At 58.0% G+C, this 20185-nt stretch carries 18 protein-coding genes; 12 read left to right on the forward strand and 6 right to left on the reverse strand.

The window, feature by feature from the left end; all coding sequences use genetic code 11:
- The first annotated feature begins 118 nt into the window (after positions 1-118).
- On the forward strand, positions 119-514 hold the full coding sequence (locus HF679_RS06515) for a DUF1360 domain-containing protein (RefSeq protein WP_123754273.1): 396 nt from the start codon (positions 119-121) through the stop codon (positions 512-514).
- Between the two features lie 67 nt (positions 515-581).
- Here the strand turns inward: HF679_RS06515 and HF679_RS06520 are convergent, their stop codons facing one another.
- Together HF679_RS06520 and HF679_RS06525 are read right to left on the reverse strand one after the other, a co-directional pair.
- Positions 582-1613, reverse strand: a complete 1032-nt coding sequence (locus tag HF679_RS06520) for a methionine synthase (RefSeq protein ID WP_123754272.1) — start codon at positions 1611-1613, stop codon at positions 582-584.
- Between the two features lie 25 nt (positions 1614-1638).
- A complete protein-coding gene (locus HF679_RS06525) occupies positions 1639-2616 on the reverse strand; it encodes a DUF1852 domain-containing protein (RefSeq protein WP_187042754.1) in 978 nt (325 codons plus the stop codon).
- Positions 2617-3106: 490 nt separating this feature from the next.
- On the opposite strand from HF679_RS06525, the gene HF679_RS06530 reads away from it, so the two are divergent.
- The 4 genes from HF679_RS06530 (at position 3107) to HF679_RS06545 (ending at position 8002) form a co-directional block, all read left to right on the forward strand.
- A complete protein-coding gene (locus HF679_RS06530) occupies positions 3107-3745 on the forward strand; it encodes a LysE family translocator (protein ID WP_154143796.1) in 639 nt (212 codons plus the stop codon).
- Between the two features lie 175 nt (positions 3746-3920).
- A complete protein-coding gene (gene sra, locus HF679_RS06535) occupies positions 3921-4061 on the forward strand; it encodes a stationary-phase-induced ribosome-associated protein (RefSeq protein ID WP_123754269.1) in 141 nt (46 codons plus the stop codon).
- 173 nt (positions 4062-4234) lie between these two features.
- On the forward strand, positions 4235-5932 hold the full coding sequence (locus tag HF679_RS06540; protein WP_187042755.1) for an NAD-dependent malic enzyme: 1698 nt from the start codon (positions 4235-4237) through the stop codon (positions 5930-5932).
- Positions 5933-6286: 354 nt separating this feature from the next.
- Positions 6287-8002: an ABC-F family ATP-binding cassette domain-containing protein gene (locus tag HF679_RS06545; RefSeq protein WP_187042756.1), complete on the forward strand. Its 1716-nt coding sequence runs from the start codon at positions 6287-6289 to the stop codon at positions 8000-8002.
- 23 nt (positions 8003-8025) lie between these two features.
- On the opposite strand, the gene HF679_RS06550 is transcribed toward HF679_RS06545, so the two are convergent.
- Positions 8026-9006, reverse strand: a complete 981-nt coding sequence (locus HF679_RS06550; RefSeq protein ID WP_187042757.1) for a helix-turn-helix domain-containing GNAT family N-acetyltransferase — start codon at positions 9004-9006, stop codon at positions 8026-8028.
- 201 nt (positions 9007-9207) lie between these two features.
- The gene (locus HF679_RS06555; RefSeq protein ID WP_123754265.1) at positions 9208-9807 is read right to left on the reverse strand and encodes an inorganic diphosphatase; all 600 of its coding nucleotides are present in this window, start codon (positions 9805-9807) and stop codon (positions 9208-9210) included.
- 256 nt (positions 9808-10063) lie between these two features.
- On the opposite strand from HF679_RS06555, the gene adhP reads away from it, so the two are divergent.
- The 7 genes from adhP (at position 10064) to HF679_RS06590 (ending at position 18372) form a co-directional block, all read left to right on the forward strand.
- Positions 10064-11074 (forward strand): alcohol dehydrogenase AdhP, encoded by a 1011-nt coding sequence (adhP, locus tag HF679_RS06560; protein WP_123754264.1) that lies wholly within the window; start codon positions 10064-10066, stop codon positions 11072-11074.
- 182 nt (positions 11075-11256) lie between these two features.
- Positions 11257-12879, forward strand: a complete 1623-nt coding sequence (locus tag HF679_RS06565) for a TIGR04028 family ABC transporter substrate-binding protein (protein ID WP_123754263.1) — start codon at positions 11257-11259, stop codon at positions 12877-12879.
- A 10-nt stretch (positions 12880-12889) separates the two neighbouring features.
- The gene (locus HF679_RS06570; protein WP_187042758.1) at positions 12890-13834 is read left to right on the forward strand and encodes an ABC transporter permease; all 945 of its coding nucleotides are present in this window, start codon (positions 12890-12892) and stop codon (positions 13832-13834) included.
- Positions 13831-14682, forward strand: a complete 852-nt coding sequence (locus HF679_RS06575; protein WP_154143789.1) for an ABC transporter permease — start codon at positions 13831-13833, stop codon at positions 14680-14682. The genes HF679_RS06570 and HF679_RS06575 overlap by 4 nt, the downstream gene beginning before the upstream one ends.
- Entirely contained in the window at positions 14679-16283 is a 1605-nt protein-coding gene (locus HF679_RS06580; protein ID WP_123754260.1) for a dipeptide ABC transporter ATP-binding protein, read from the forward strand. The genes HF679_RS06575 and HF679_RS06580 overlap by 4 nt, the downstream gene beginning before the upstream one ends.
- Entirely contained in the window at positions 16280-17269 is a 990-nt protein-coding gene (locus tag HF679_RS06585; RefSeq protein WP_187042759.1) for a putative FMN-dependent luciferase-like monooxygenase, read from the forward strand. Before HF679_RS06580 ends, HF679_RS06585 begins: the two co-directional genes overlap by 4 nt.
- A gap of 8 nt (positions 17270-17277) precedes the next feature.
- The gene (locus HF679_RS06590; protein WP_123754258.1) at positions 17278-18372 is read left to right on the forward strand and encodes an alkylhydroperoxidase domain protein; all 1095 of its coding nucleotides are present in this window, start codon (positions 17278-17280) and stop codon (positions 18370-18372) included.
- Here the strand turns inward: HF679_RS06590 and araJ are convergent.
- Positions 18369-19538, reverse strand: coding sequence for an MFS transporter AraJ (araJ, locus tag HF679_RS06595; protein ID WP_123754257.1), 1170 nt, complete (start codon positions 19536-19538; stop codon positions 18369-18371). The two genes, HF679_RS06590 and araJ, sit on opposite strands and share 4 nt — an antisense overlap.
- A gap of 213 nt (positions 19539-19751) precedes the next feature.
- A complete protein-coding gene (locus HF679_RS06600) occupies positions 19752-20084 on the reverse strand; it encodes a glycine zipper domain-containing protein (RefSeq protein ID WP_123754256.1) in 333 nt (110 codons plus the stop codon).
- Positions 20085-20185 lie beyond the last annotated feature (101 nt).

The raw sequence follows: 20185 nt of genomic DNA on the forward strand, positions 1-20185 counted from the left end.
CCGACATTTATCCCTACGTGCTTTCGGTTTCACGGTGTCCAGGCGCCGTGTTGATTTTGTCTGATTTATATCGTACCTTTTGTTGTTACATGAGTTGTTAAAACTATCAGGAGTCATTGTGCATCAGGTTATTGATCCATCTACTCTTCAGGCGTTGTGGTCCTGCATCGTGCTCAGCGTTGCTGCCGCCAGTATTTCGTTTACTATCACCCAGACCGAACTTTTTGTTCCGCTGCGCAATTTTGCCAATAAAATCGGCCATATGACCGGCTATCTGTTCCACTGTTTTTATTGCATGAGCCACTGGGTGGTCCTCGCCGGGGTCCTCATTTACCGCCCGGTGATTATCAGCAGCGGTAATATTTATATTGACCTTATTATTACGCTGTTTTTCACGATTACCCTCGCCACTTTCGTCAGCGGTTTTATGTTCCGTTCTTTTACTCACGTTATGGATAAAAAGATGAAAGAGAGTGAGCTTAAAGCGATGATGAATAAAAACAGTCAAAAATAAAAAAAAGGCGATCGTGGAGATCGCCTTATTCGGATCGGTTAACCGTGATGGCCAACGTGATGCGGGATTATTTCGCCAACAGTTCTTTGCGGATAATCTCGGCGCCGGCGCTTAATGCCTGCAGCTTGCCTCTGGCAACCTGACGCGATAGCGGTGCCATGCCGCAGTTGGTTGACGGGTAGAGTTTGTCAGTATCAACAAACTGCAGCGCTTTGCGCAGGGTGTTGGCCACTTCATCCGCCGTTTCAATGGCGTTGGTTGCCACGTCGATTGCCCCGACCATCACTTTTTTACCGCGAATCAATTCCAGCAGATCCATCGGCACTCGCGAGTTATGGCACTCCAGCGAGATAATATCGATTTTCGACGTTTGCAGTTTCGGGAATGCTTCTTCATATTGCCGCCACTCGGAACCCAGCGTCTTTTTCCAGTCGGTGTTGGCCTTGATACCGTATCCGTAGCAGATATGTACCGCGGTTTCGCATTTCAGCCCTTCAACCGCTCTTTCCAGCGCGGCGATACCCCAGTCATTAACCTCATCGAAAAACACATTAAATGCTGGCTCATCAAACTGAATAATATCCACTCCGGCCGCTTCTAACTCTTTGGCTTCCTGATTGAGGATCTTCGCAAATTCCCATGCCAGTTTTTCGCGGCTTTTATAGTGGTTATCATACAGCGTATCGATCATCGTCATCGGCCCCGGCAAGGCCCATTTAATCGGCTGGTCGGTGAGCTGACGTAAATATCGCGCATCGTCGACAAAGACCGGCTTCTTACGGGCAACTTCCCCCACCACGCTCGGCACGCTCGCCTCATAGCGGTTACGAATTTTCACCACCTGGCGGTTCTCAAAATCCACGCCGTCGAGATGTTCAATAAAGGTGGTGACAAAGTGCTGGCGCGTTTGCTCGCCATCGCTGACGATATCAATCCCCGCCAGCTGTTGTTCCTGAAGAGATAAACGCAGGGCGTCCTGTTTGCCTTCAGCTAAGATTTCATCCTGCAATTTCCACGGCGACCACAGCGTCTCCGGCTGCGCAAGCCACGAAGGTTTCGGTAAACTGCCCGCTGTCGACGTCGGTAATAATATTTTCATAATAGAAGACCTTTTAATGTGTTAATTACAGCGCGCAGCTAGCGGACCATTGTTCAAGAATATGTTTATAGGGTTGGATGAAGTTCTGTTCCGTAAATTTGCCCTGCTCAATCGCCAGATGACTCCGCTCTTCGCGGTCGTAAACAATTTTTGTCAACGAGTGATCCTGGTTGCTGAGGTTCGGCTGATAGTATTGCCCGGCGGCGGCGTTGGCATTGTAAATTTCCGGGCGGTAAATTTTCTGGAAAGTCTCCATGGTGCTGATGGTACCGATCAGCTCCAGGCTGGTGTAATCACTCAGCAAATCACCGGCGCAAAAGAAAGCCAAAGGCGCGACGCTGTTTTTAGGCATGAAGTAACGCACCTGCAGGCCCATTTTCTTAAAATACTGCTCAGTCAGCGAAGAGTCCTGTTGCTGATACTCATCCCCCAGTACCGGATGCTGATTCCCGGTGCGGTGATAGACATCTTTGCTGGACACGCTCAGGCAGATCACCGGCAATTTGCTAAAGTGCTGGTGGTATTCATTTGAATTGACGAAATGCTTGAAAATATTGCCGTGTAGTTCGCCAAAGTTTTCAGGAATACTGAAGTTAGCCTGATTTTTATTGTGTTCCAGCAGCAACACGCTGAAGTCATAGTCACGGACATAAGACGAGAAGTTATTACCGACGATGCCTTCAATACGCTCGTTGGTTTTTTTATCGATGATATTGGTTTTCAGAATTTCAATGACCGGGAACGCATCGCCCTGCGCTTCGACGTTCATCTCAACAGAAATGATTTCCAGCTCAACGGAATAGCGGCCGCCTTTAAGATTATCCCAGTACGCCAGGGTATTAAAACGATTGTTAATCATCACCAGGGTGTTACGCAGGTTCTCCTGACGATTCTCTCCCCGGGCCAAATTGGCGAAGTTAGTGGTGATACGCGTATTGTCCGAAGGGTTATAATTCTCATCGAAACAACTGCTTTTAATGGTGAAGCTGAAATCTTTGCTCATGATGTCTTGTACCTGCGTTCTGCGATGAAAGCTGAATATATTGCTTGAACAACGGGAATAGCCACTTATTATCTGCGGGCTTTCCCATTTAGGGGCTTTCATTTTGGCTACCGTTGATGAGTTATATTTTATGCCAGAGCCCTTAGAGCAGAGAAAGCGACTTAATTTCATCACAACATGAGCCATTTTCATGGTCGGGGATTAACCCGGAAAGCAGATGGTTGCGCAAACGGAGGGGCTAAGAGAATTAACCTGAAAAGCCAAGGTTATTCTGATGCTGGATAAACCTGAAGCCATAATATTATTGTGGTTAATTAAGGCAGCTTCGGCTCTTTTAATTGATATTAAAAAACGCGGCAATAATTAATGACAATAATTAAATGGGACTATAAAGTAAAATTTCACTGAAACTGAAGGAGATAGCGCAGAACGTGTTGCGTACTGTTTTGCTGTACGCCGGGTGCGCTCGCTGCCTGACAGGATATCCCAGATGCAACAGATCGCGTTTTATATTCTTATTGCCAGCCTGACCATTGCCAGCCCCGGACCGGGCGTGTTACTCACCCTGAGCAACACCCTCAATTATAACCTGCGTAATGCCATGGCCGGGATCGTCGGCGTAGCCGCTGGCATGGGCGTGATATCGATTATCGCGGCCAGCAGCGTCGGCGTGCTCATTACGACGTCGCCATTCGCATTGCTAGCCGTGAAGATAGCCGGGGCCGCTTACCTGATTTATCTGGGGATCAAATTATACCGTTCCGCCCCTCGGGTGTTGAACCAGCACACCAATACGCCAGAGGCTGTCACCCCGCCGTCCACCGCTCAGCGCTTTCGTCAGGGACTGCTGGTTTCCTTGCTCAATCCCAAGCCTATCGTCTTCTTTATGGCGCTGTTCCCACCGTTCATTAATCCGCAGCAGCCCTTTGTTCCCCAGTTTTCGCTGCTGTCTGGGATCTTCTGCCTGCTGGTGATAACCATCCATTCCCTTTACGCCCTTTTCGCTCATTCGGTAAAGAAGAAGATGTCTTCTGGCAACCTCTTTCGCAAACTCAATAAAACCGGCGGGATGGTGTTCATGTGTTTTGCTGCAGGACTCCTGATTTCCGCCCTGCATCCGTATATCTGAACCACTGTTTGCCTTCAGGCGGTCGGCGCCCACATTCAGACTGATGAGGTTGCCATTGCCGCCAAAATAGACCACGATAGATAGCACGGTATCCATCGGGTGCCGTTCTTAGGGTTACATTTCGTCCGGCGGCGCCGGGCTTGTCCTTGAAACAGAAGTGGATTAAGGAGTAAGAATGAAATCGAACCACCATGCACGTCATCTTCTCGGTCTGAACTATAAACTCTCCCAGCAGAAAAAAGTGGTGCTGGACGGCGAGAGTGAAACCACCATTAACCATGCTCATGCCACCGGCCGCAAACGCCGCGCTGGCTAATTCTTCAGCTGAGTGATGATAAAAACACCGTCCTTTCGTCAGGATGGTGTTTTTTTAACACAATTCCCCCTCTTTGATAGCATCTGCTCTATAATCTGCCCCGCTGCTTTCCCTGCCAGCCCGCACGCTTATCGCCGCGCCCGGTCTGAAGTGAACATCAAGGAGTTAGTGCGATGCAATTCACCCATAAGAAAAACCGTTCTCTGTATATCCCTTACGCTGGCCCCGTTCTGCTCGAATTCCCCCTTCTCAACAAAGGTAGCGCCTTCAGCATGGAAGAGCGCAGCAGCTTTAACCTGCTGGGCCTGCTGCCTGAAGTCGTTGAAACCATCGAAGAGCAAGCTGAACGTGCCTGGATCCAGTACCAGGGATTTAAAACTGAGATCGATAAACACATTTACCTGCGCAACATTCAGGACACCAACGAAACGCTGTTTTACCGCCTGATCGGCAACCATCTCGACGAGATGATGCCGGTTATCTATACCCCGACCGTCGGCGCGGCCTGTGAACGTTTCTCCGAGATCTACCGCCGCTCACGCGGGGTCTTTATCTCCTATCAGAACCGCCACAACCTTGACGACATCCTGCAAAACGTCCCGAACCACAACGTCAAAGTTATCGTCGTCACCGACGGTGAACGTATTCTCGGTCTTGGTGACCAGGGCATCGGCGGGATGGGGATCCCGATCGGCAAACTGTCGCTGTATACCACCTGCGGCGGTATCAGCCCGGCCTATACCCTGCCGATCGTGCTGGATGTCGGCACCAACAACCAGCAGCTGCTCGACGATCCGCTGTATATGGGCTGGCGTCATCCGCGTATTACCGATGACGACTATTACCAGTTTGTCGATGACGTGATCCAGGCGATTAAACACCGCTGGCCGGACGTTCTGCTGCAGTTCGAAGATTTCGCGCAGAAGAACGCCATGCCGCTGCTTAACCGCTATCGTAATGAAATTTGTTCATTCAACGATGATATTCAGGGTACTGCTTCGGTTACCGTCGGCACGCTGATTGCCGCCAGTCGCGGCGCGGGAAGCCAGCTGAGCGAACAGAAAATTGTCTTCCTCGGCGCCGGTTCTGCCGGTTGCGGTATCGCCGAGCAGATCATCGCGCAGATCCAGCGTGAAGGACTGAGTGAAGAAGAAGCACGCCGGCGCGTCTTTATGGTTGACCGTTTCGGCCTGCTGACCGACGCCATGCCTAATCTGCTGCCGTTCCAGAGCAAGCTGGTGCAGAAGCGCGACAACCTGCAGCAGTGGGACACCACCAACGAAGTCCTGTCCCTGCTCGACGTGGTGCGTAACGTCAAACCGAATATTCTGATCGGCGTGTCTGGCCAGCCGGGCCTGTTCACCGAAGAGATTATTCGCGAGATGCATAAACACTGCCCGCGTCCGATCGTGATGCCGCTGTCGAACCCGACCTCACGAGTGGAAGCGACGCCGCAGAACATCCTGAGCTGGACCGACGGCGAAGCGCTGGTTGCCACCGGCAGCCCGTTTGCGCCAGTCACCCTCAAAGGCAAGCAGTATGTAATTGCCCAGTGCAACAACTCCTATATCTTCCCGGGTATCGGTCTTGGGGTTATTGCCTCTGGCGCTTCCAGAGTCACGGAAGACATGCTGATGGCCGCCAGCGAAACCCTGGCAAAACACTCGCCGCTGGTCAACAACGGCGAAGGCCCGGTGCTGCCGGAGCTGAAAGACATCCAGACCGTTTCGCGCGCCATCGCCTTTGCGGTCGGGAAAGTCGCCCAGGAGCAAGGTGTCGCGGTCAAGACTTCGGCCGAAGCGCTGCTGCAGTCCATCAGCGATAACTTCTGGCTGCCGGAGTACCGCAACTACCGCCGGACCTCGATCTGATTGTTCGCTGGACGCGTTCGATAAGCTTAACAGGCCTGCTTGCAGGCCCTTTTTTTTGTGCCCGCCCCCACCATCTTTTGTCACTAGCCAAATCCCGGCAAGGGTTCTACACTGCCTCTACCCATCAACCTACTGGATAAAATAAGGAGGACCCCATGCTGTTACGTGAAATATCGACTTTTTCACTGACATTTGGTCATCGTACCCGCTCAAGCGTTATCGATATCGTGCTGCGATAACTTCGGCTTGAGCGAAGACACCAGAGACTAACTCCCTTCCCTCGGGCTTACCGGGTTATCGTCAGCGATGTTTGACGAGGCATTTCTATGCCTGTAACTCTTGAGTAAGTTCACGATGAGTACATTATTTACCGCACAATCCCTGCATGTTGAAACGGCATTCGGGCCGCTTTTCATCGACCTCTCTTTTACGCTGAAAAAAGGCGACCGCATTGGCCTGATAGGCCACAACGGTTGTGGCAAAAGCACCCTGCTACAGGTACTGGACGGCACGTTGACGCCGAATTCCGGCAGCGTGGCGCTGGCGCACCATTGCCTGCTGGCGCGGGTTGAACAACATATCGCCGCTGATCTGCTGCAACATCCTCTGGTTGAAGTGGTGCTGGCACGCCTGCCCGCCGCCGAGCGCGAACGCCAACGCTGGCAGGCTGAACGGCTGCTGGCGGAGATGGGGTTTGTCGCCGCGGAATTCAGCCAGTGCGCCGCGACGCTTAGCGGCGGTCAGCATACTCGACTGCTGCTGGCACGGGCATTGATTCAACAACCGGACCTGTTACTGCTGGACGAGCCGGGCAACCATCTCGATCTCCCGACCTTGCTGTGGCTGGAAAGCTTCTTGCAAACCTGGCAGGGGAGCTTCGTCGTGGTGTCGCACGATAACCTCTTACTGGATGCTGTAACTAATACCAGTTGGATCCTGCGCGACCACACCCTGCACGCCTTCTCTTTGCCCTGCACCGCCGCCCGTTTAGCGCTGGCGGAACGGGATGAAAGTGACGCGCTGCGTCATAAGGCCGAACAGCGAGAAATTGACCGCGTCAGCGCCAGCGCCAAACGGCTGGCGACCTGGGGACAGGTCTATGACAACGAAGATCTCTCGCGCAAAGCCAAGCAGATGGAAAAGCAGGTCACCCGCCTGAAGGAGAGCCAGACCGAACTGACCAACGGCACCCCGTGGCGACTGGCGTTAAACGGCGATGCGCTGCGCGCTGACCGGTTGCTTGAAATCTCGCAGCTCCCGGTCGCTCCGGCCCCAGGCCTGCCTGCCCTGTTCACCGCCGAACACGCGCGCCTGCGCAGCGGCGATCGGGTGGCAATCATGGGGCGTAACGGCGGCGGCAAATCGTCGCTGCTGCGCCTGCTCTGGCGGCAGATGCAGGAGTCGGTTGTGGTTGACGGACTCAGCCTGCATCCCCGGCTGAAGCCTGGCTACTATGACCAGTCGTTGCGTCAGTTGCCGGATGACGCCACCTTACTGGAGGCACTGGAACCTTTTGAACCCACCGCGGAATCCCGCAAACGGGCGCTGATCGGCGCCGGTTTTGGCTGGAGTCGTCACGGGCAAAAGGTCAGTACCCTCAGCGGCGGCGAGCGCTCGCGGCTGCTGTTTGTCGGCCTGTCGTTGGCTCGTTACAGTCTGCTGTTGCTGGATGAACCGACCAACCATCTGGATATGGAAGGCAAAGAGGCGCTGGCAGGCTGCCTGCGGGACTATCCCGGCGGCCTGCTGTTGGTCAGTCACGACCGTCAGCTGATCGACCAGAGCTGTAACCGCTTCTGGTTGATTGACGAAAACGGACTGAGCGAGTGGTACAGCGCGGATGAGATTTACGCGCGTCTGCGCGAGACGACGCACCAGCCCGCCATGCACGTTGCTAGCACGACGGCACCCGCAGCGCCTGCTGAAGATGAGGACGATCTGCTGGAACAGCTGATTGTGCTGGAGCAACGGCTGGCGGAAGATCTGTCCCGCAAGCCGAAGCACCAGAAGCCCCAGCTTCAGGCGCAATGGCGAGAGGCTATCGCTGCGCTTCATGCCAGACTGCAATAATCCCGCACGACCGCCGGCTAAGGTCACCCCTTAGCCGGCTTTTCCTCACCAACGGTCGAGGAGATTATTCTGCTGAACTGCTGTTCGGTCATCATCATCCCCCACTGATCGCCCTGCCACTCTTTAGACAGCGTAAATCCGAAGGATTCATACAGCTTGCGCGCGGCGTTCAGACCGCTGAAGGTCCACAGCTGCACCCCCGAAAAGGCGTGGCGATCGCAGAAGGCCATCGCCTGCGCCAACAGGCGTCGTCCGACGCCGCTGCCCCGGCAGCTGTCATCAAGGATAAACCAGCGCAGATGGGCCTGGTTATCACCGAGGTCTTCGCCATCGATGGCCACCGAGCCGACAATCGTGCCGTTGTGTATCGCCAGCCAGATTTGATTGCGTTCGGCGCTAAGCCGTGGGGAAAATTCCGCCACGCCCCTGGCGACTTTGCCCTCAAAAAAGTGACCAAAATTATAGTTCCGGGCGTAGTACTCGCCGTGCATCTGCGCGATACGGCCAATCATTCCAGGATGATAGCCGGTGACGATCTCAATACGCTTTCCGGCCTCCGCCAGCGGCCGATCGCGGCATTGTGCCAGCGCCTGCGCGTAGGCGTTGAGCCCCTGCGCCACGCCGATCTGCTGTTCAGCATTGAGATGCGCCAGCGCGTCAACCACCCGCATTGCGCCGTATTCGTTGATCCTGACCACCGTTGCCCGGCCCTTATCCGTCAGCTCAAGCTGCTTAAAGCGGGCGTCGTTCTCGGCGGTTTTCTCCTCAATTTCCCCCGCCGCCAGCAGCCGCGACAGCATGCGGCTGACGCTCGATTTCTCAAGGCCCAGAATCTGTACCAGCTGCGCGGCGGTCATCGCCCCGTGTCCGGCGATCTCCAGCAGCGTATGGACGGCGGAGGGGGAATACTCGGTTGCTGCGAGAGTGGAATTCATAAAGCCGAGTTCGCGAACCATCAGGCGGGAGGCGCGGCGGATATCATTGATCAGCGGTGTATTAGTCATTGGCGTCGTAGCAAGGTGATTTATAGTTGCACAATACAACCATTGTTGATATTGCCCTGTCAACCGGCGTGGCTGGCGGCACCCGGCCCGTCACTGGCGGGATATTCTGGCTTATCGCCAGCGAGTCAGAAGAAAAAATGGCAGGCGGTAGTCTTTGCAGATTGAGTGGTTAACAGGCGCCGTCAGACGCCTGTTTTTATCTTATTGCGGTTTTTTGGCTTTCCAGGCATCCCAGGCCTGTTTAATTTCCTGCTTCGCGGCATCGGCATCATTAAAGCCGTTCAGCTCCACTTTTTTGCGGCCATCCGGTAACTGCTTATAGACGCGGAAAAAGGCCTGCAGGCGTTCCTGCTCAATTTTCGGCAGGTCGCTGATGTTTTTGATGTCGTCATAGGTCGGGTCGATTTTGCTGGCCGGGACCGCAATGATCTTATCGTCCTTCTCCCCGCCATCGATCATTTTCAGCACGCCGATGGCCCGCAGTTTTATCAGCGTCCCCGGTGCCATCGGTGCGCGGGTGTAGAACACCACGTCCAGCGGATCGCCATCCCCCGCCAGCGACTGGGTCAGTGAACCATAGTTGGCCGGATAGGCCACCGGCATTGACTGGAAACGGTCGGCAATAATAAAGCCGGTTTTGGCGTCGGTTTCATACTTGATAATCCCACCGGTCGGGATCTCGGTGACCGCGTAGAACTCTTCCGGGTTGTTCTCCGGCTGTGGAAAATCAAGGATGTTGTCAGCCTGAACGGCAGCAGACAGGAAAAGTGCAGCGCTGAAGATGGTTTTTACCAGATGCATTGTTGTATCACTCTGTCGTTATAAGAAATTTGTCGCTGACAGCGTGCCGATAAGCTATGAAAGAATAATGACATTTGTGTTTCATCATTATTAACAGCCATGCGAGCGGAAGATAGCCATCTTTTTCACTATCCGTGTTGACAAATCCCACACATTTGACTACTGCGCTTGCATTCCTTGCCATATGGGTTAATCCTTAATGAGTATTATTCCTAAGTAATACCACTATTTTTTCCTCAAATTTCAAGGAGTAGATATGAAGGCAGCCGTTGTCACCCAGGATCATCAGGTCAATGTAACGGAAAAAACACTGCGCCCTCTGCAACACGGAGAGGCTTTGCTGAAAATGGAGTGCTGTGGCGTGTGCCACACCGACCTGCACGTGAAAAACGGCGATTTTGGCGACACCACCGGGATCATTCTCGGCCATGAAGGTGTCGGTGTGGTTCAGCAGGTCGGCCCAGGCGTCACCTCTCTGAAACCAGGCGATCGTGCCAGCGTGGCATGGTTCTTTGAAGGCTGTGGCCACTGCGATTATTGTAACAGCGGCAACGAAACGCTGTGTCGCTCGGTCAAAAATGCCGGTTACAGCGTCGATGGCGGGATGGCTGAAGAGTGCATCGTCACCGCCAACTACGCGGTAAAAGTCCCGGACGGGCTGGACTCCGCTGCTGCCAGCAGCATCACCTGTGCCGGGGTTACCACCTATAAAGCGGTGAAAGTGTCGCATATCAAACCGGGTCAATGGATTGCAATCTACGGCCTCGGCGGCCTCGGCAACCTGGCGCTGCAGTATGCGAAAAACGTCTTTAATGCCAAAGTCATCGCCATCGACGTCAACGATGCACAGCTGGCGCTGGCAAGCGAAATGGGCGCTGACCTGACCATTAACTCCCGCACCGAAGATGCGGCGAAAGTGATTCAGGAAAAAACCGGTGGCGCACAGGCAGCGGTGGTCACCGCCGTCGCCAAAGCGGCGTTTAACTCTGCCGTTGACGCAGTACGTGCCGGTGGCCGCGTGGTGGCCGTTGGCCTGCCGCCGGAAGCCATGAGCCTGAATATTCCGCGCCTGGTACTGGATGGTATTGAAGTGGTTGGTTCACTGGTCGGCACCCGTCAGGATCTGACCGAAGCCTTCCAGTTCGCCGCCGAAGGCAAAGTAGTACCGAAAGTGACCCTGCGTCCGCTGGGCGATATCAACGCTATCTTTAAAGAGATGGAACAGGGACAGATTCGCGGCCGTATGGTTATCGACTTCCGCCGCTAATCCTCGCGCCTCTCCCGCCCGGGAGAGGCCGTTTTACCCCACTGCGTCGTTCGCTGCCCACAGCAGATATTCCCCCAACGCGGCAAATGCCTTTTCCGCAAATGCTTAGCGCAATTCCTTGGTTCCTTTGTTTTTAGCCGCACCCGATGATGGCAAGACAATAGATAACAAAGGAATTCACCATGCAAAGCCGTGTTCGCCTGCCCGCGTTGGCAGCCCTCATTTTCTCCGCTGCTTTTTCCGCCTGGGGCGCCGCCACGCCGGTCAAAGGGGGAACATTAGTCTATCTGGAGCAACAACCGCACACCAATCTCTATCCGCCAGCCGGAGGCTTCTACCCCAACGGCGGGATCCTTAACCAGATCACCGATAAGCTGACCTGGCAAAACCCGAAGACCCTGGAAGTCGAACCATGGATTGCACAGAGCTGGGTCACCAACGCCGACAAAACCGAATACACCTTTACCCTGCGCCCCGGCGTGACTTTCTCCGACGGCACGCCGCTGGATGCTAACGCGGTCGCCAAAAATTTCGATACCTACGGCCTCGGTAATAAGGCCCAGCGTCTGCCGGTCTCGGAAGTCATCAACAATTACGACCACAGCGAAGTTATCGATCCGCTGACCGTCAGGTTCTACTTCAAGAAACCATCTCCGGGCTTCCTGCAAGGCACCGCCACCATCGGCTCCGGGCTGGTTTCCCTCAGCACCCTGCAGCGCAATTTCGACGAGCTTGGCGATGCGCGCCATATCATCGGTTCCGGGCCCTTCGTGGTCAAAGATGAAAAACCGGGTCGCGAACTGAGCCTGGTTGCCCGCAAGGATTACCAGTGGGGGCCGAAAAACCTGGCGCAACAGGGGCCGGCCAATCTCGACGGGATCACCATTATCGTCACGCCGGAAGACAGCGTCCGTATCGGCGCATTGCTGGCGGGTCAGGCCGGATTTATCCGCCAGGTTCAGGCCTACGATGAGAAACAGACCACCGATCAGGGTCTGCGGGTCTATGCTGCGCCGACCCGTGGGGTCAACGACAGCCTGAGCTTCCGCCCCGATAACCCGCTGGTTGCTGACCTGCGCGTGCGTCAGGCGTTACTGCACGCCACCAACGCCAGACAGGTCGTCGATACCCTGTTCTCCGCCAACTATCCGCAGGCCACGTCGGTGCTCGCCAGCACGGCGGCGGGCTACGTTAATCTTAGCGACAAGCTGACCTTCGATCAGAACAAATCCCGTCAGCTGCTCGATGAGGCCGGCTGGAAACCAGCCGCCGACGGCATCCGGGAGAAAGCCGGCCAGCGCCTGGCGTTGACGGTCTATGAATCTCTGCCGCAGCCGCAAAACAAAGAGGTGCTGCAGCTGATTGCCCAACAGTGGCGCCAGGTCGGCGTCGCGCTGAGCGTGAAAGCCGGCGACGCCGGCAGTCGGGTTATCGATAATCTTGACCCGCTGAAGACCCCGCTGACCGTGTCGGAAGTCGGCCGCGCGGACCCGGACGTGGTGAAAAGCATGTTCTTCCCGGCCAACCGCGATGCCCTGCTGCAACGGGGCGGCTCCAGCGACAAGGTGCAGCAATTCCGTGACGATAAGCTCAACGATCTGCTGACCGCCATTTCCGCCGAAGTCGATGCGCCAAAACGGCTGCAGCTGACCGGAGATGCCCAGCGCTATCTGCTGGATAACGCCTACGTGATCCCGATCTTTGAAGAGCCGCAGGTCTTTGCCGGCGCGCCCTGGGTGCAAGGCGTCAGTTTCGAAGCCGTAGGTCGCCCGTCGTTCTACGGCGCGTGGCTGGAAAAGCACTAAGGAGCCTCGAATGAGCCACCACCTTCTGCGCCGTCTCGGCTCCGGTTTACTGGTGCTGTGGGCAGCGTTCACCCTCTCCTTCGTGCTGCTGCAGGTGCTGCCGGGGGATGCGGTGTTGATCAAGTTCCAGAATCCGGATCTCGGCCTCAGTCCGGCACAAATCGCCGAAATGCGCCTTGCCTACGGGGCCGACAGTCCGCTCTGGCGCCAGTATTTTCACACCTTAGCGGCGATGTTACAGGGGGATTTCGGCTATTCATTGCAGGCGGGGATCGCGGTCAGCACCCTGCTTGCCAGCAATCTGCCGGATACGCTGAGCCTGGCGGTCCCGGCGTTTATCCTCGCCATCGCGCTGGCGTTCAGCCTGGCCTTTGCCGCCCGCCTGCCGGGCCTGCGCTGGCTGAGCAATGCCCTGCAATCCTTACCGGTGCTGTTTATCTCGCTGCCGACCTTCTGGTTAGGCATCGCGCTGATTCAGCTTTTCTCCTTCCAGCTGCGCTGGATCCCGGTGATCAACCCGGGGCCGTTGCAGGGGTTGATTCTGCCGGTTATTGCCGTCGCGGTGCCCATTTCCGCCCCGCTGGCGCAGATCCTGATGCGCAGTATGGACCAGGTAGCCGCCCAGCCGTTTGTCGCCGTCGCCCGCGCCAAAGGGATGAGCGAAACCGCCGTCCTGTGGCGACACGTCACCGGTAACGCCCTGCTGCCGGTGTTAAATATTGCCGGATTGCTGCTGGGGGAACTGATTGCCGGCGCCTTAATCACCGAAACCGTATTTGGCCGCGGCGGCCTGGGCCAGCTGACCCAGCAGGCGGTCAACAATCAGGATATTGCGGTGTTACAGGCGGTGGTGATGATCTCCGCCCTCGCCTTTGTGTTGATTAACCTGTTGGTGGATCTGCTGATGCCGTTGCTCGATCCTCGTCTGAACACCGTCACCGGAGGGGCAGTATGAGCCTTGTTGATTATGCCACTGCCGTCCGTCGACGGGCGCCGCTGCGCCAGCCGCTACGCTGGCGTCCGGGATTATGGCTGGCCTGGAGCGTGATGATCCTCGCGCTGTTGATGGCGCTGGCGCCACAGTGGTTCAGCGCCGGCGATCCGCTGGAGGGCATCGCTGGCGCCCAACGTCTGCCACCGCAGGCCGCGCACTGGCTGGGCACCGACCAGCTCGGGCGCGACCTGTGGACACGGATCGTCTACGGCGCGGTGCACTCTCTTTCCGCGGCGCTGGCGGCGGTCGCCATTGGGCTGCTGGTCGGCACCACCCTCGGCACCCTGGCCGGTGCGGCGGCCGGACGCGTCGAATCGCTGGTGATGCGCCTGGTTGACGTGCTGCTGGCAATCCCGTCGCTGCTGCTGTCATTAACGGTGATCATTCTGCTCGGTTTCGGCACCGTCAACGCGGCGGTGGCCGTCGGGGCCGCCTCGGTGGCCAGTTTTGCCCGTCTGGCGCGAGCGGAAGTGGTCCGCGTGCGCCACAGCGACTACGTCGAGGCGGCCTTCGGCAGCGGCGGCACCTTCTTCGCCGTGTTCTGGCGGCATATTTTGCCCAACTCCCTGACCGCCGTGCTGGCCTTCGCCACCTTACAGTTTGGTCAGGCGATCCTCGCCCTCTCCACCCTGAGCTTTCTCGGCTACGGCACCCCGCCGCCGGTGCCGGAATGGGGGCTGCTGATTGCCGAAGGACGGAACTATCTGTCGACCGCCTGGTGGCTGACCACCTTCCCCGGCGTAGCGGTGATCGCCGTGGTGCTGGCGGCAAACCGCATCAGCCGTCAATTTACCGGAGAGCGCTCATGAACGTATTACGCGTGGAAAATCTGCGCATCAGCTACCGCTCGCATCAACGCTGGCAGGAAGTGGTGCATAACGTTAGCTTCACCCTCAACCCCGGCGAAATGCTGGCCCTGGTCGGCGAATCCGGTTCCGGCAAAACCACCACCGCCCAGGCCATTATCGGCCTGCTGGCAGACAACGCCCGGCGCGACAGCGGGCGCATCGAGATCAACGGCGAGGACATTAGCCGCTGGTCAGGAAAGCGGCTCGATAACCTGCGCGGCGCGCGCATTAGCCTGATCCCGCAGGACCCCGGCAATGCCCTGAACCCGGTGCAAACCATCGGCACTCAGGTCGCAGAAATCCTCAGCCTGCATCAGAAAACCAGCGCCTTCGAACGTAAACAGCAGGTGCTGGCGCTGTTAACCAAAGTCGGCCTCAGCCACCCCGAACAGCGCTTCAATCAGTATCCGCACCAGCTCTCCGGCGGCATGAAACAGCGGGTGTTAATCGCCATCGCCGTGGCTCTTAAACCGGATTTGATTATTGCCGACGAACCGACCAGCGCCCTGGATGTCACCGTGCAAAAGCGCATTCTCGACCTGCTTGATGCCCTACGCCGGGAGTCCGGAACGGCGGTGCTGTTTGTCACCCACGATCTGGCGCTGGCGGCCCAGCGCGCCGACCGGCTGCTGGTTTTTCGCCACGGAGAAATTCAGGAACAGGGCCTGACGGCGGATGTCGTGCGCACCCCGCAGCACGCCTATACCCGCCAGCTGCTGAGCGATCTGCAAGGCGAGCGGCTGACCGCTGTCGTGAAGGGCCGCCATACGCTGAGCACCCCGGCGATCCGCGCCGTCGATATCAGTAAACGTTTTGCCCTGGGGAGCGGGCAGCTGCAGGCGCTGGACGCGGTCAGTTTCGAGGTCAGACGCGGCACGACTCACGCCCTGGTGGGCGAATCTGGTTCGGGAAAAACCACGCTGGCGCGGATCCTGTTGGGTTTTGAGCGCGCCGACGGCGGGCACATCGCCATTGACGGGATCGACGCTGGTCATTTAAGCCGCGAGGCACAGCGCCAGCTGCGGCGCAAAATTCAGTTCGTCTATCAGAACCCGTTCGCCTCCCTCGACCCGCGCCAGACGCTGTTTGCGATTATCGAAGAGCCGCTGAAGAATTTTGAGCCGCTGCCCCCGGCGCTTCGCCGCGCTCGGGTTGAGGCGGTTGCCGCCCGGGTCGCGCTGGCTCCAGAACTGCTGACACGCACCGCCCGCGAGCTCTCCGGCGGCCAGCGTCAGCGGGTGGCCATTGCCCGGGCGCTGGTGCTGGAGCCGACGATTCTGGTCCTCGATGAAGCCACCTCGGCGCTGGACGTCACGGTGCAGGCGCAGATCCTCGCCCTGCTTCAGCAGCTGCAACAGCAACTGGGGCTGAGCTACCTGTTTATTACCCACGACCTGGCGACGGTACGCCGCATCGCCCAGAGCGTCACGGTGCTGCGCGCCGGACAGGTGGTGGAGTCCGGCGAGGTCAGCCGCCTGTTCAGCCAGCCCCAGCACGACTACACCCGCGAGCTCATCGCCGCCATTCCTCACGTATCCACCCTCAGCAAGGAGATCGCATGACGCGTAAACGCCTGGGCTTTTTCACCCGCCTGCTGGACCATGCCACCCCGCAAGCGCGCTACCGGCTGGCAACCGAGCAGATTCGTCACGCCGAGCGCCTCGGCTTCGACAGCGCGTGGGTGGCGCAGCACCACTTTCACGAACAAGAAGGCGGCCTGCCTTCACCGCTGGTTTTTCTCGCCCATGTTGCGGCGCAGACCGAGCGGATCCGTCTCGGTACCGCCATTATTACGCTGCCGATGGAAAATGCGCTGCGGGTCGCCGAGGACGCGGCGGTGCTGGATTTATTGGCCGACGGGCGGCTTGAGATGGGATTTGGTTCCGGCGGTACGCCAACCTCATTTCTGCCGTTTGGCTTAACCAGCGAGCAGCGTGGGGCGGCCTTCGCCGACAACCTGCATCTGATCCACAGCGCCTGGCGCGGCGATTCTCTCGCCCATCCTGACAATCATCTCTATCCTCCCGCGCCGCAGCTGGCACAACGGATCTGGATCGCGACCTTTTCCATAGAGGGCGCCGTTCGTGCCGGCCAGGCCGGTCACGGTTTAATGCTCTCCCGGACTCAGCCACGCCCGCCCGGACAGCCGGACTTAACGCTGGATGCGATCCAGAATCCGCTGATCGATGCCTATCTCGCGGCGCTGCCCGCCGGTATCGCCCCGCGCATCCTCGCCTCGCGCACCGCCTTTGTGGCCGACAGCCAGGCCTACGCCCTGCAGGTCGCCGAACCGGGGTTGCGCCAGCAGGCGGCGGCCCATCGCGCCGCCGGCCATCAGGTAATAGGTGACACTGTCACATACCATCTGGCACAGTTCGACGCCCACGTCGGTGATATCGACCATGTCCAGGCATCGCTGGCGCAGGACAGCGTCCTCGCCCGCGTCACCGATATTTCGTTCCAGGTGCACTCCGTTGAACCATCGCACCGCGACACCCTGCGTTCCATTGAGCTGATCGCTCAGCATATCGCCCCGCAACTAAGGTAGGAGTCACCATGACATTGAGTCAGGATATTTTGGCCGAACTGGCAGAGATCGCCCCGCATTCCCCATTGGCCGAGGCGCGTGCCGTGCGCGAGGCAGCAACCCGCCACGCTCAGGGTAGCTATGAAGTGTTGTTCAGCCAGCAGGACGAGGACTTTACGCCGGATGAGCGTTTCGCCATTGCCGCCAAAGTGGCGAAGCTGCATCAGGCCGACGCGCTGGCCGCCCACTATGCCGGATTTGGCCTCGCCGATCCCACCTCGGCGCGGCTGACGCCGGCGCTGGCGTTTGCCCGCCTGTTAACCTTCACGCCGGTGGAAGCCACGCCTGCGGCGATACAGGCGCTAACCCGCGCCGGCTGGACCTCGCGAGGCATCGTCACCCTCGCTCAGCTGATTGCGTTCGTCAGTTTCCAGAGCCGGCTACTTAACGGCCTGCGCTTGCTGAACGGCAAAACCAGCGCCAGCGCCGCGACGCCAGTCGCCGCCGGTTTCTGGCACACCACGCCGCACACGCTGAGCGGCAAGCCGGCCCCGGTACATTTCACCCGCGAGGAGCTGAACTGGGAACCCTGGCTGGACGCCAAACCGCTGGCGGAGTTCAGCGAGGCCGAGCAGCAGACGCTGGCGAAATTTGGCCACTCGGACTCCCCATATTTCCGTCTGCTGGCGCGCAATCAGCCGCTGCTGGAGCAGCGCACCCTGACCGACAAAGGCATCTTCTATACCCCTGGCGGCCTGCCGCGCGCGGAACGAGAGCTGGCCGCCACGGTCGCCAGTAAGGTGAACGGCTGTATTTATTGCGCGTCGGTGCATGCCCGTAAGGCGGCGCAACTGGCAAAAGAGGAGACCGCCGTTGATACCCTGCTGGCGGTGACGCCGGGGGAACGGTTGAGCGATGGTCAGTCGCCGCGCTGGCAGGCGCAAATCGAATTTGCCGCCGCCCTGTCCGTGACGCCGCCGGCCCTGAACGCCGCGCATCTTGCGGGGCTTGAGCAGCAGGGTCTGGATACCCTGGCTCAGCTGGATCTACTGCAATCGGCGGCGTTCTTCGCCTGGGCCAACCGGTTGATGTTGACCCTCGGCGAACCGTGGAAAATTGCTTAACTGACCACGCCCGCCGCGAGGCGTACCCGCTGGTAGCGGGCGTAAATCAGCAACGAGGTCATCGCCAGGAATGAGAGCAAGGCCGCCGGGAGCGTCACCGCGTTCCAGCCGTAGCCGTAGGTGATCATCATTCCGCCGCAGAAGGCGCCGATGGCGCTACCGAGATTAAAGGCGATTTGCCCGCCGGCGGCGCCAAGCATTTCGCCGCCGCGCGCGTTTTGCAGCAGCAAGATTTGCAGCGGCGCGGCCAACGCAAACAGCCCGGCGCAGCACAGAAACGCCAGCAGCAGCGAGGCGCTTTTCACCCCGCCGAACAGGAAGATCAGCAACAGCAGTAACACAATGCCGCCGTCGGTGACGGTGGCAATCTGCAGCGGGCTGAAGCGGCCGGATATTTTACCGCTCAGCAGGTTGCCGATGACCATCCCCAGCCCCACCAGCATCATGATGGCGATCATCGCGTTTTCAGAGAACCCGGATACGTTGATCATAAACGGCTTGATATAGCTGAACCACGCGAATACCCCGGCGTTGCCAAACATGGTTGCGGCAAAGATCAGCCACGGTGCCGGTGATTTAAGAAAGTGAAATTGTTCCCGCAGACGCGTCGTCGAGCGGTCGAACAGGGTCGGAACCCACCAGAGGATCGACACCAGCACCGCCACGTTAAACAGGGCGATGGCCATAAAGGTATAGCGCCAGCTGAACTGATGCCCGAGCCAGGTCCCGGCGGGCACGCCAATAAGGTTGGCAACCGTCATCCCGGCGATCATCCCGGCGACCGCCGCGGTCACTTTTCCCGGCGGCGCGACCTTCGACAGAATAATCGCCCCGACGCCAAAAAAGGCCCCGTGCGGGAAGCCGGACACCAGACGGCCCAGCGCCAGCATCGGATAGCTGGAGGAGAAGGTAAACAGGGTATTCCCGATAATACAGAGCGCGGCGAGGAACAGCATGACCGACTTTAAGGAGTAACGACTGGAAAACAGCGCCATCACCGGGGCGCCAATAACCACGCCAAACGCATAATACGAAATCATATTCCCGGCGGCGGGAATCGAGATCCCGACATCATGGGCAATTTCCGGCAGCACGCCCATAATGCCAAATTCCGCCATCCCCAGGCCAAAGGTGCCCAGCGCCAGCGAAAAAATCGTCTTTTTCATTCAGGTCATCACATGTTTTTGGATTTGCGACCGGCATTATTGACCATCGCGTAGTGGCAGACCAGACAAAAACACGTGGTGACCCGATTGTCCATCAAATGGCCCAATCCCTGCATGCCCGTAAGGGGCCAGCACGAGGTCGTTCAGTGGGGGAAATAAAACGGGGAAACAGCGCAGGCAGCCGTATCGCCGAAGCCATACGGCTGAACTCAATTAATCGGAGGCTTTGCCGATCATCCCTCCGGCACCGGCGCCCAGCGCCGCGCCTTTCAGCGCACTATTGCCGGTGACCACCGCGGCACCCGCACCAACCGCCGCCCCAATGGCTCCGCCGGTCCGCGCCGCTTTGCCTTTGTCACCGTGCTCGGTCATCGCGCCAACGCCGCCGCCGACCACCGCGCCCTGCAGCGTCGAACGCACGCTTTTACCGGTTAACGCCCCGACGGCGGCACCGGCGGCGGCGCCACCGGCCGTTTTGTCCATAGCGCTGGCGGAAAAAGCCAGTGCACAACCCAGAAGAATTGCCATACCTTGTGCTGATTTCATCAGTCAGTTCCTTGTTAGTGCGCTGCCGTTGACATCCGGCAGCCGGACCACCTGGTCCATTTTCAATACGTCATGCTCACGGTATGCGCCGCCCTGACCAA

The sequence above is a fragment of the Enterobacter sp. JUb54 genome (assembly GCF_014298075.1).
In the GTDB taxonomy this organism is placed as follows: domain Bacteria; phylum Pseudomonadota; class Gammaproteobacteria; order Enterobacterales; family Enterobacteriaceae; genus Klebsiella; species Klebsiella lignicola.

Excerpts from the sequence above, each read along its gene's own strand:
- adhP (WP_123754264.1), top strand. The coding sequence starts at position 10,064 with ATGAAGGCAGCCGTTGTCACCCAGGATCATCAGGTCAATGTAACGGAA.
- HF679_RS06570 (WP_187042758.1), top strand. The coding sequence starts at position 12,890 with ATGAGCCACCACCTTCTGCGCCGTCTCGGCTCCGGTTTACTGGTGCTG.
- HF679_RS06550 (WP_187042757.1), bottom strand. The coding sequence starts at position 9,006 with ATGACTAATACACCGCTGATCAATGATATCCGCCGCGCCTCCCGCCTG.
- HF679_RS06590 (WP_123754258.1), top strand. The coding sequence starts at position 17,278 with ATGACATTGAGTCAGGATATTTTGGCCGAACTGGCAGAGATCGCCCCG.
- HF679_RS06580 (WP_123754260.1), top strand. The coding sequence starts at position 14,679 with ATGAACGTATTACGCGTGGAAAATCTGCGCATCAGCTACCGCTCGCAT.
- HF679_RS06600 (WP_123754256.1), bottom strand. The coding sequence starts at position 20,084 with ATGAAATCAGCACAAGGTATGGCAATTCTTCTGGGTTGTGCACTGGCT.
- HF679_RS06565 (WP_123754263.1), top strand. The coding sequence starts at position 11,257 with ATGCAAAGCCGTGTTCGCCTGCCCGCGTTGGCAGCCCTCATTTTCTCC.
- sra (WP_123754269.1), top strand. The coding sequence starts at position 3,921 with ATGAAATCGAACCACCATGCACGTCATCTTCTCGGTCTGAACTATAAA.
- HF679_RS06575 (WP_154143789.1), top strand. The coding sequence starts at position 13,831 with ATGAGCCTTGTTGATTATGCCACTGCCGTCCGTCGACGGGCGCCGCTG.
- HF679_RS06540 (WP_187042755.1), top strand. The coding sequence starts at position 4,235 with ATGCAATTCACCCATAAGAAAAACCGTTCTCTGTATATCCCTTACGCT.
- araJ (WP_123754257.1), bottom strand. The coding sequence starts at position 19,538 with ATGAAAAAGACGATTTTTTCGCTGGCGCTGGGCACCTTTGGCCTGGGG.
- HF679_RS06530 (WP_154143796.1), top strand. The coding sequence starts at position 3,107 with ATGCAACAGATCGCGTTTTATATTCTTATTGCCAGCCTGACCATTGCC.
- HF679_RS06585 (WP_187042759.1), top strand. The coding sequence starts at position 16,280 with ATGACGCGTAAACGCCTGGGCTTTTTCACCCGCCTGCTGGACCATGCC.
- HF679_RS06520 (WP_123754272.1), bottom strand. The coding sequence starts at position 1,613 with ATGAAAATATTATTACCGACGTCGACAGCGGGCAGTTTACCGAAACCT.
- HF679_RS06545 (WP_187042756.1), top strand. The coding sequence starts at position 6,287 with ATGAGTACATTATTTACCGCACAATCCCTGCATGTTGAAACGGCATTC.
- HF679_RS06525 (WP_187042754.1), bottom strand. The coding sequence starts at position 2,616 with ATGAGCAAAGATTTCAGCTTCACCATTAAAAGCAGTTGTTTCGATGAG.
- HF679_RS06555 (WP_123754265.1), bottom strand. The coding sequence starts at position 9,807 with ATGCATCTGGTAAAAACCATCTTCAGCGCTGCACTTTTCCTGTCTGCT.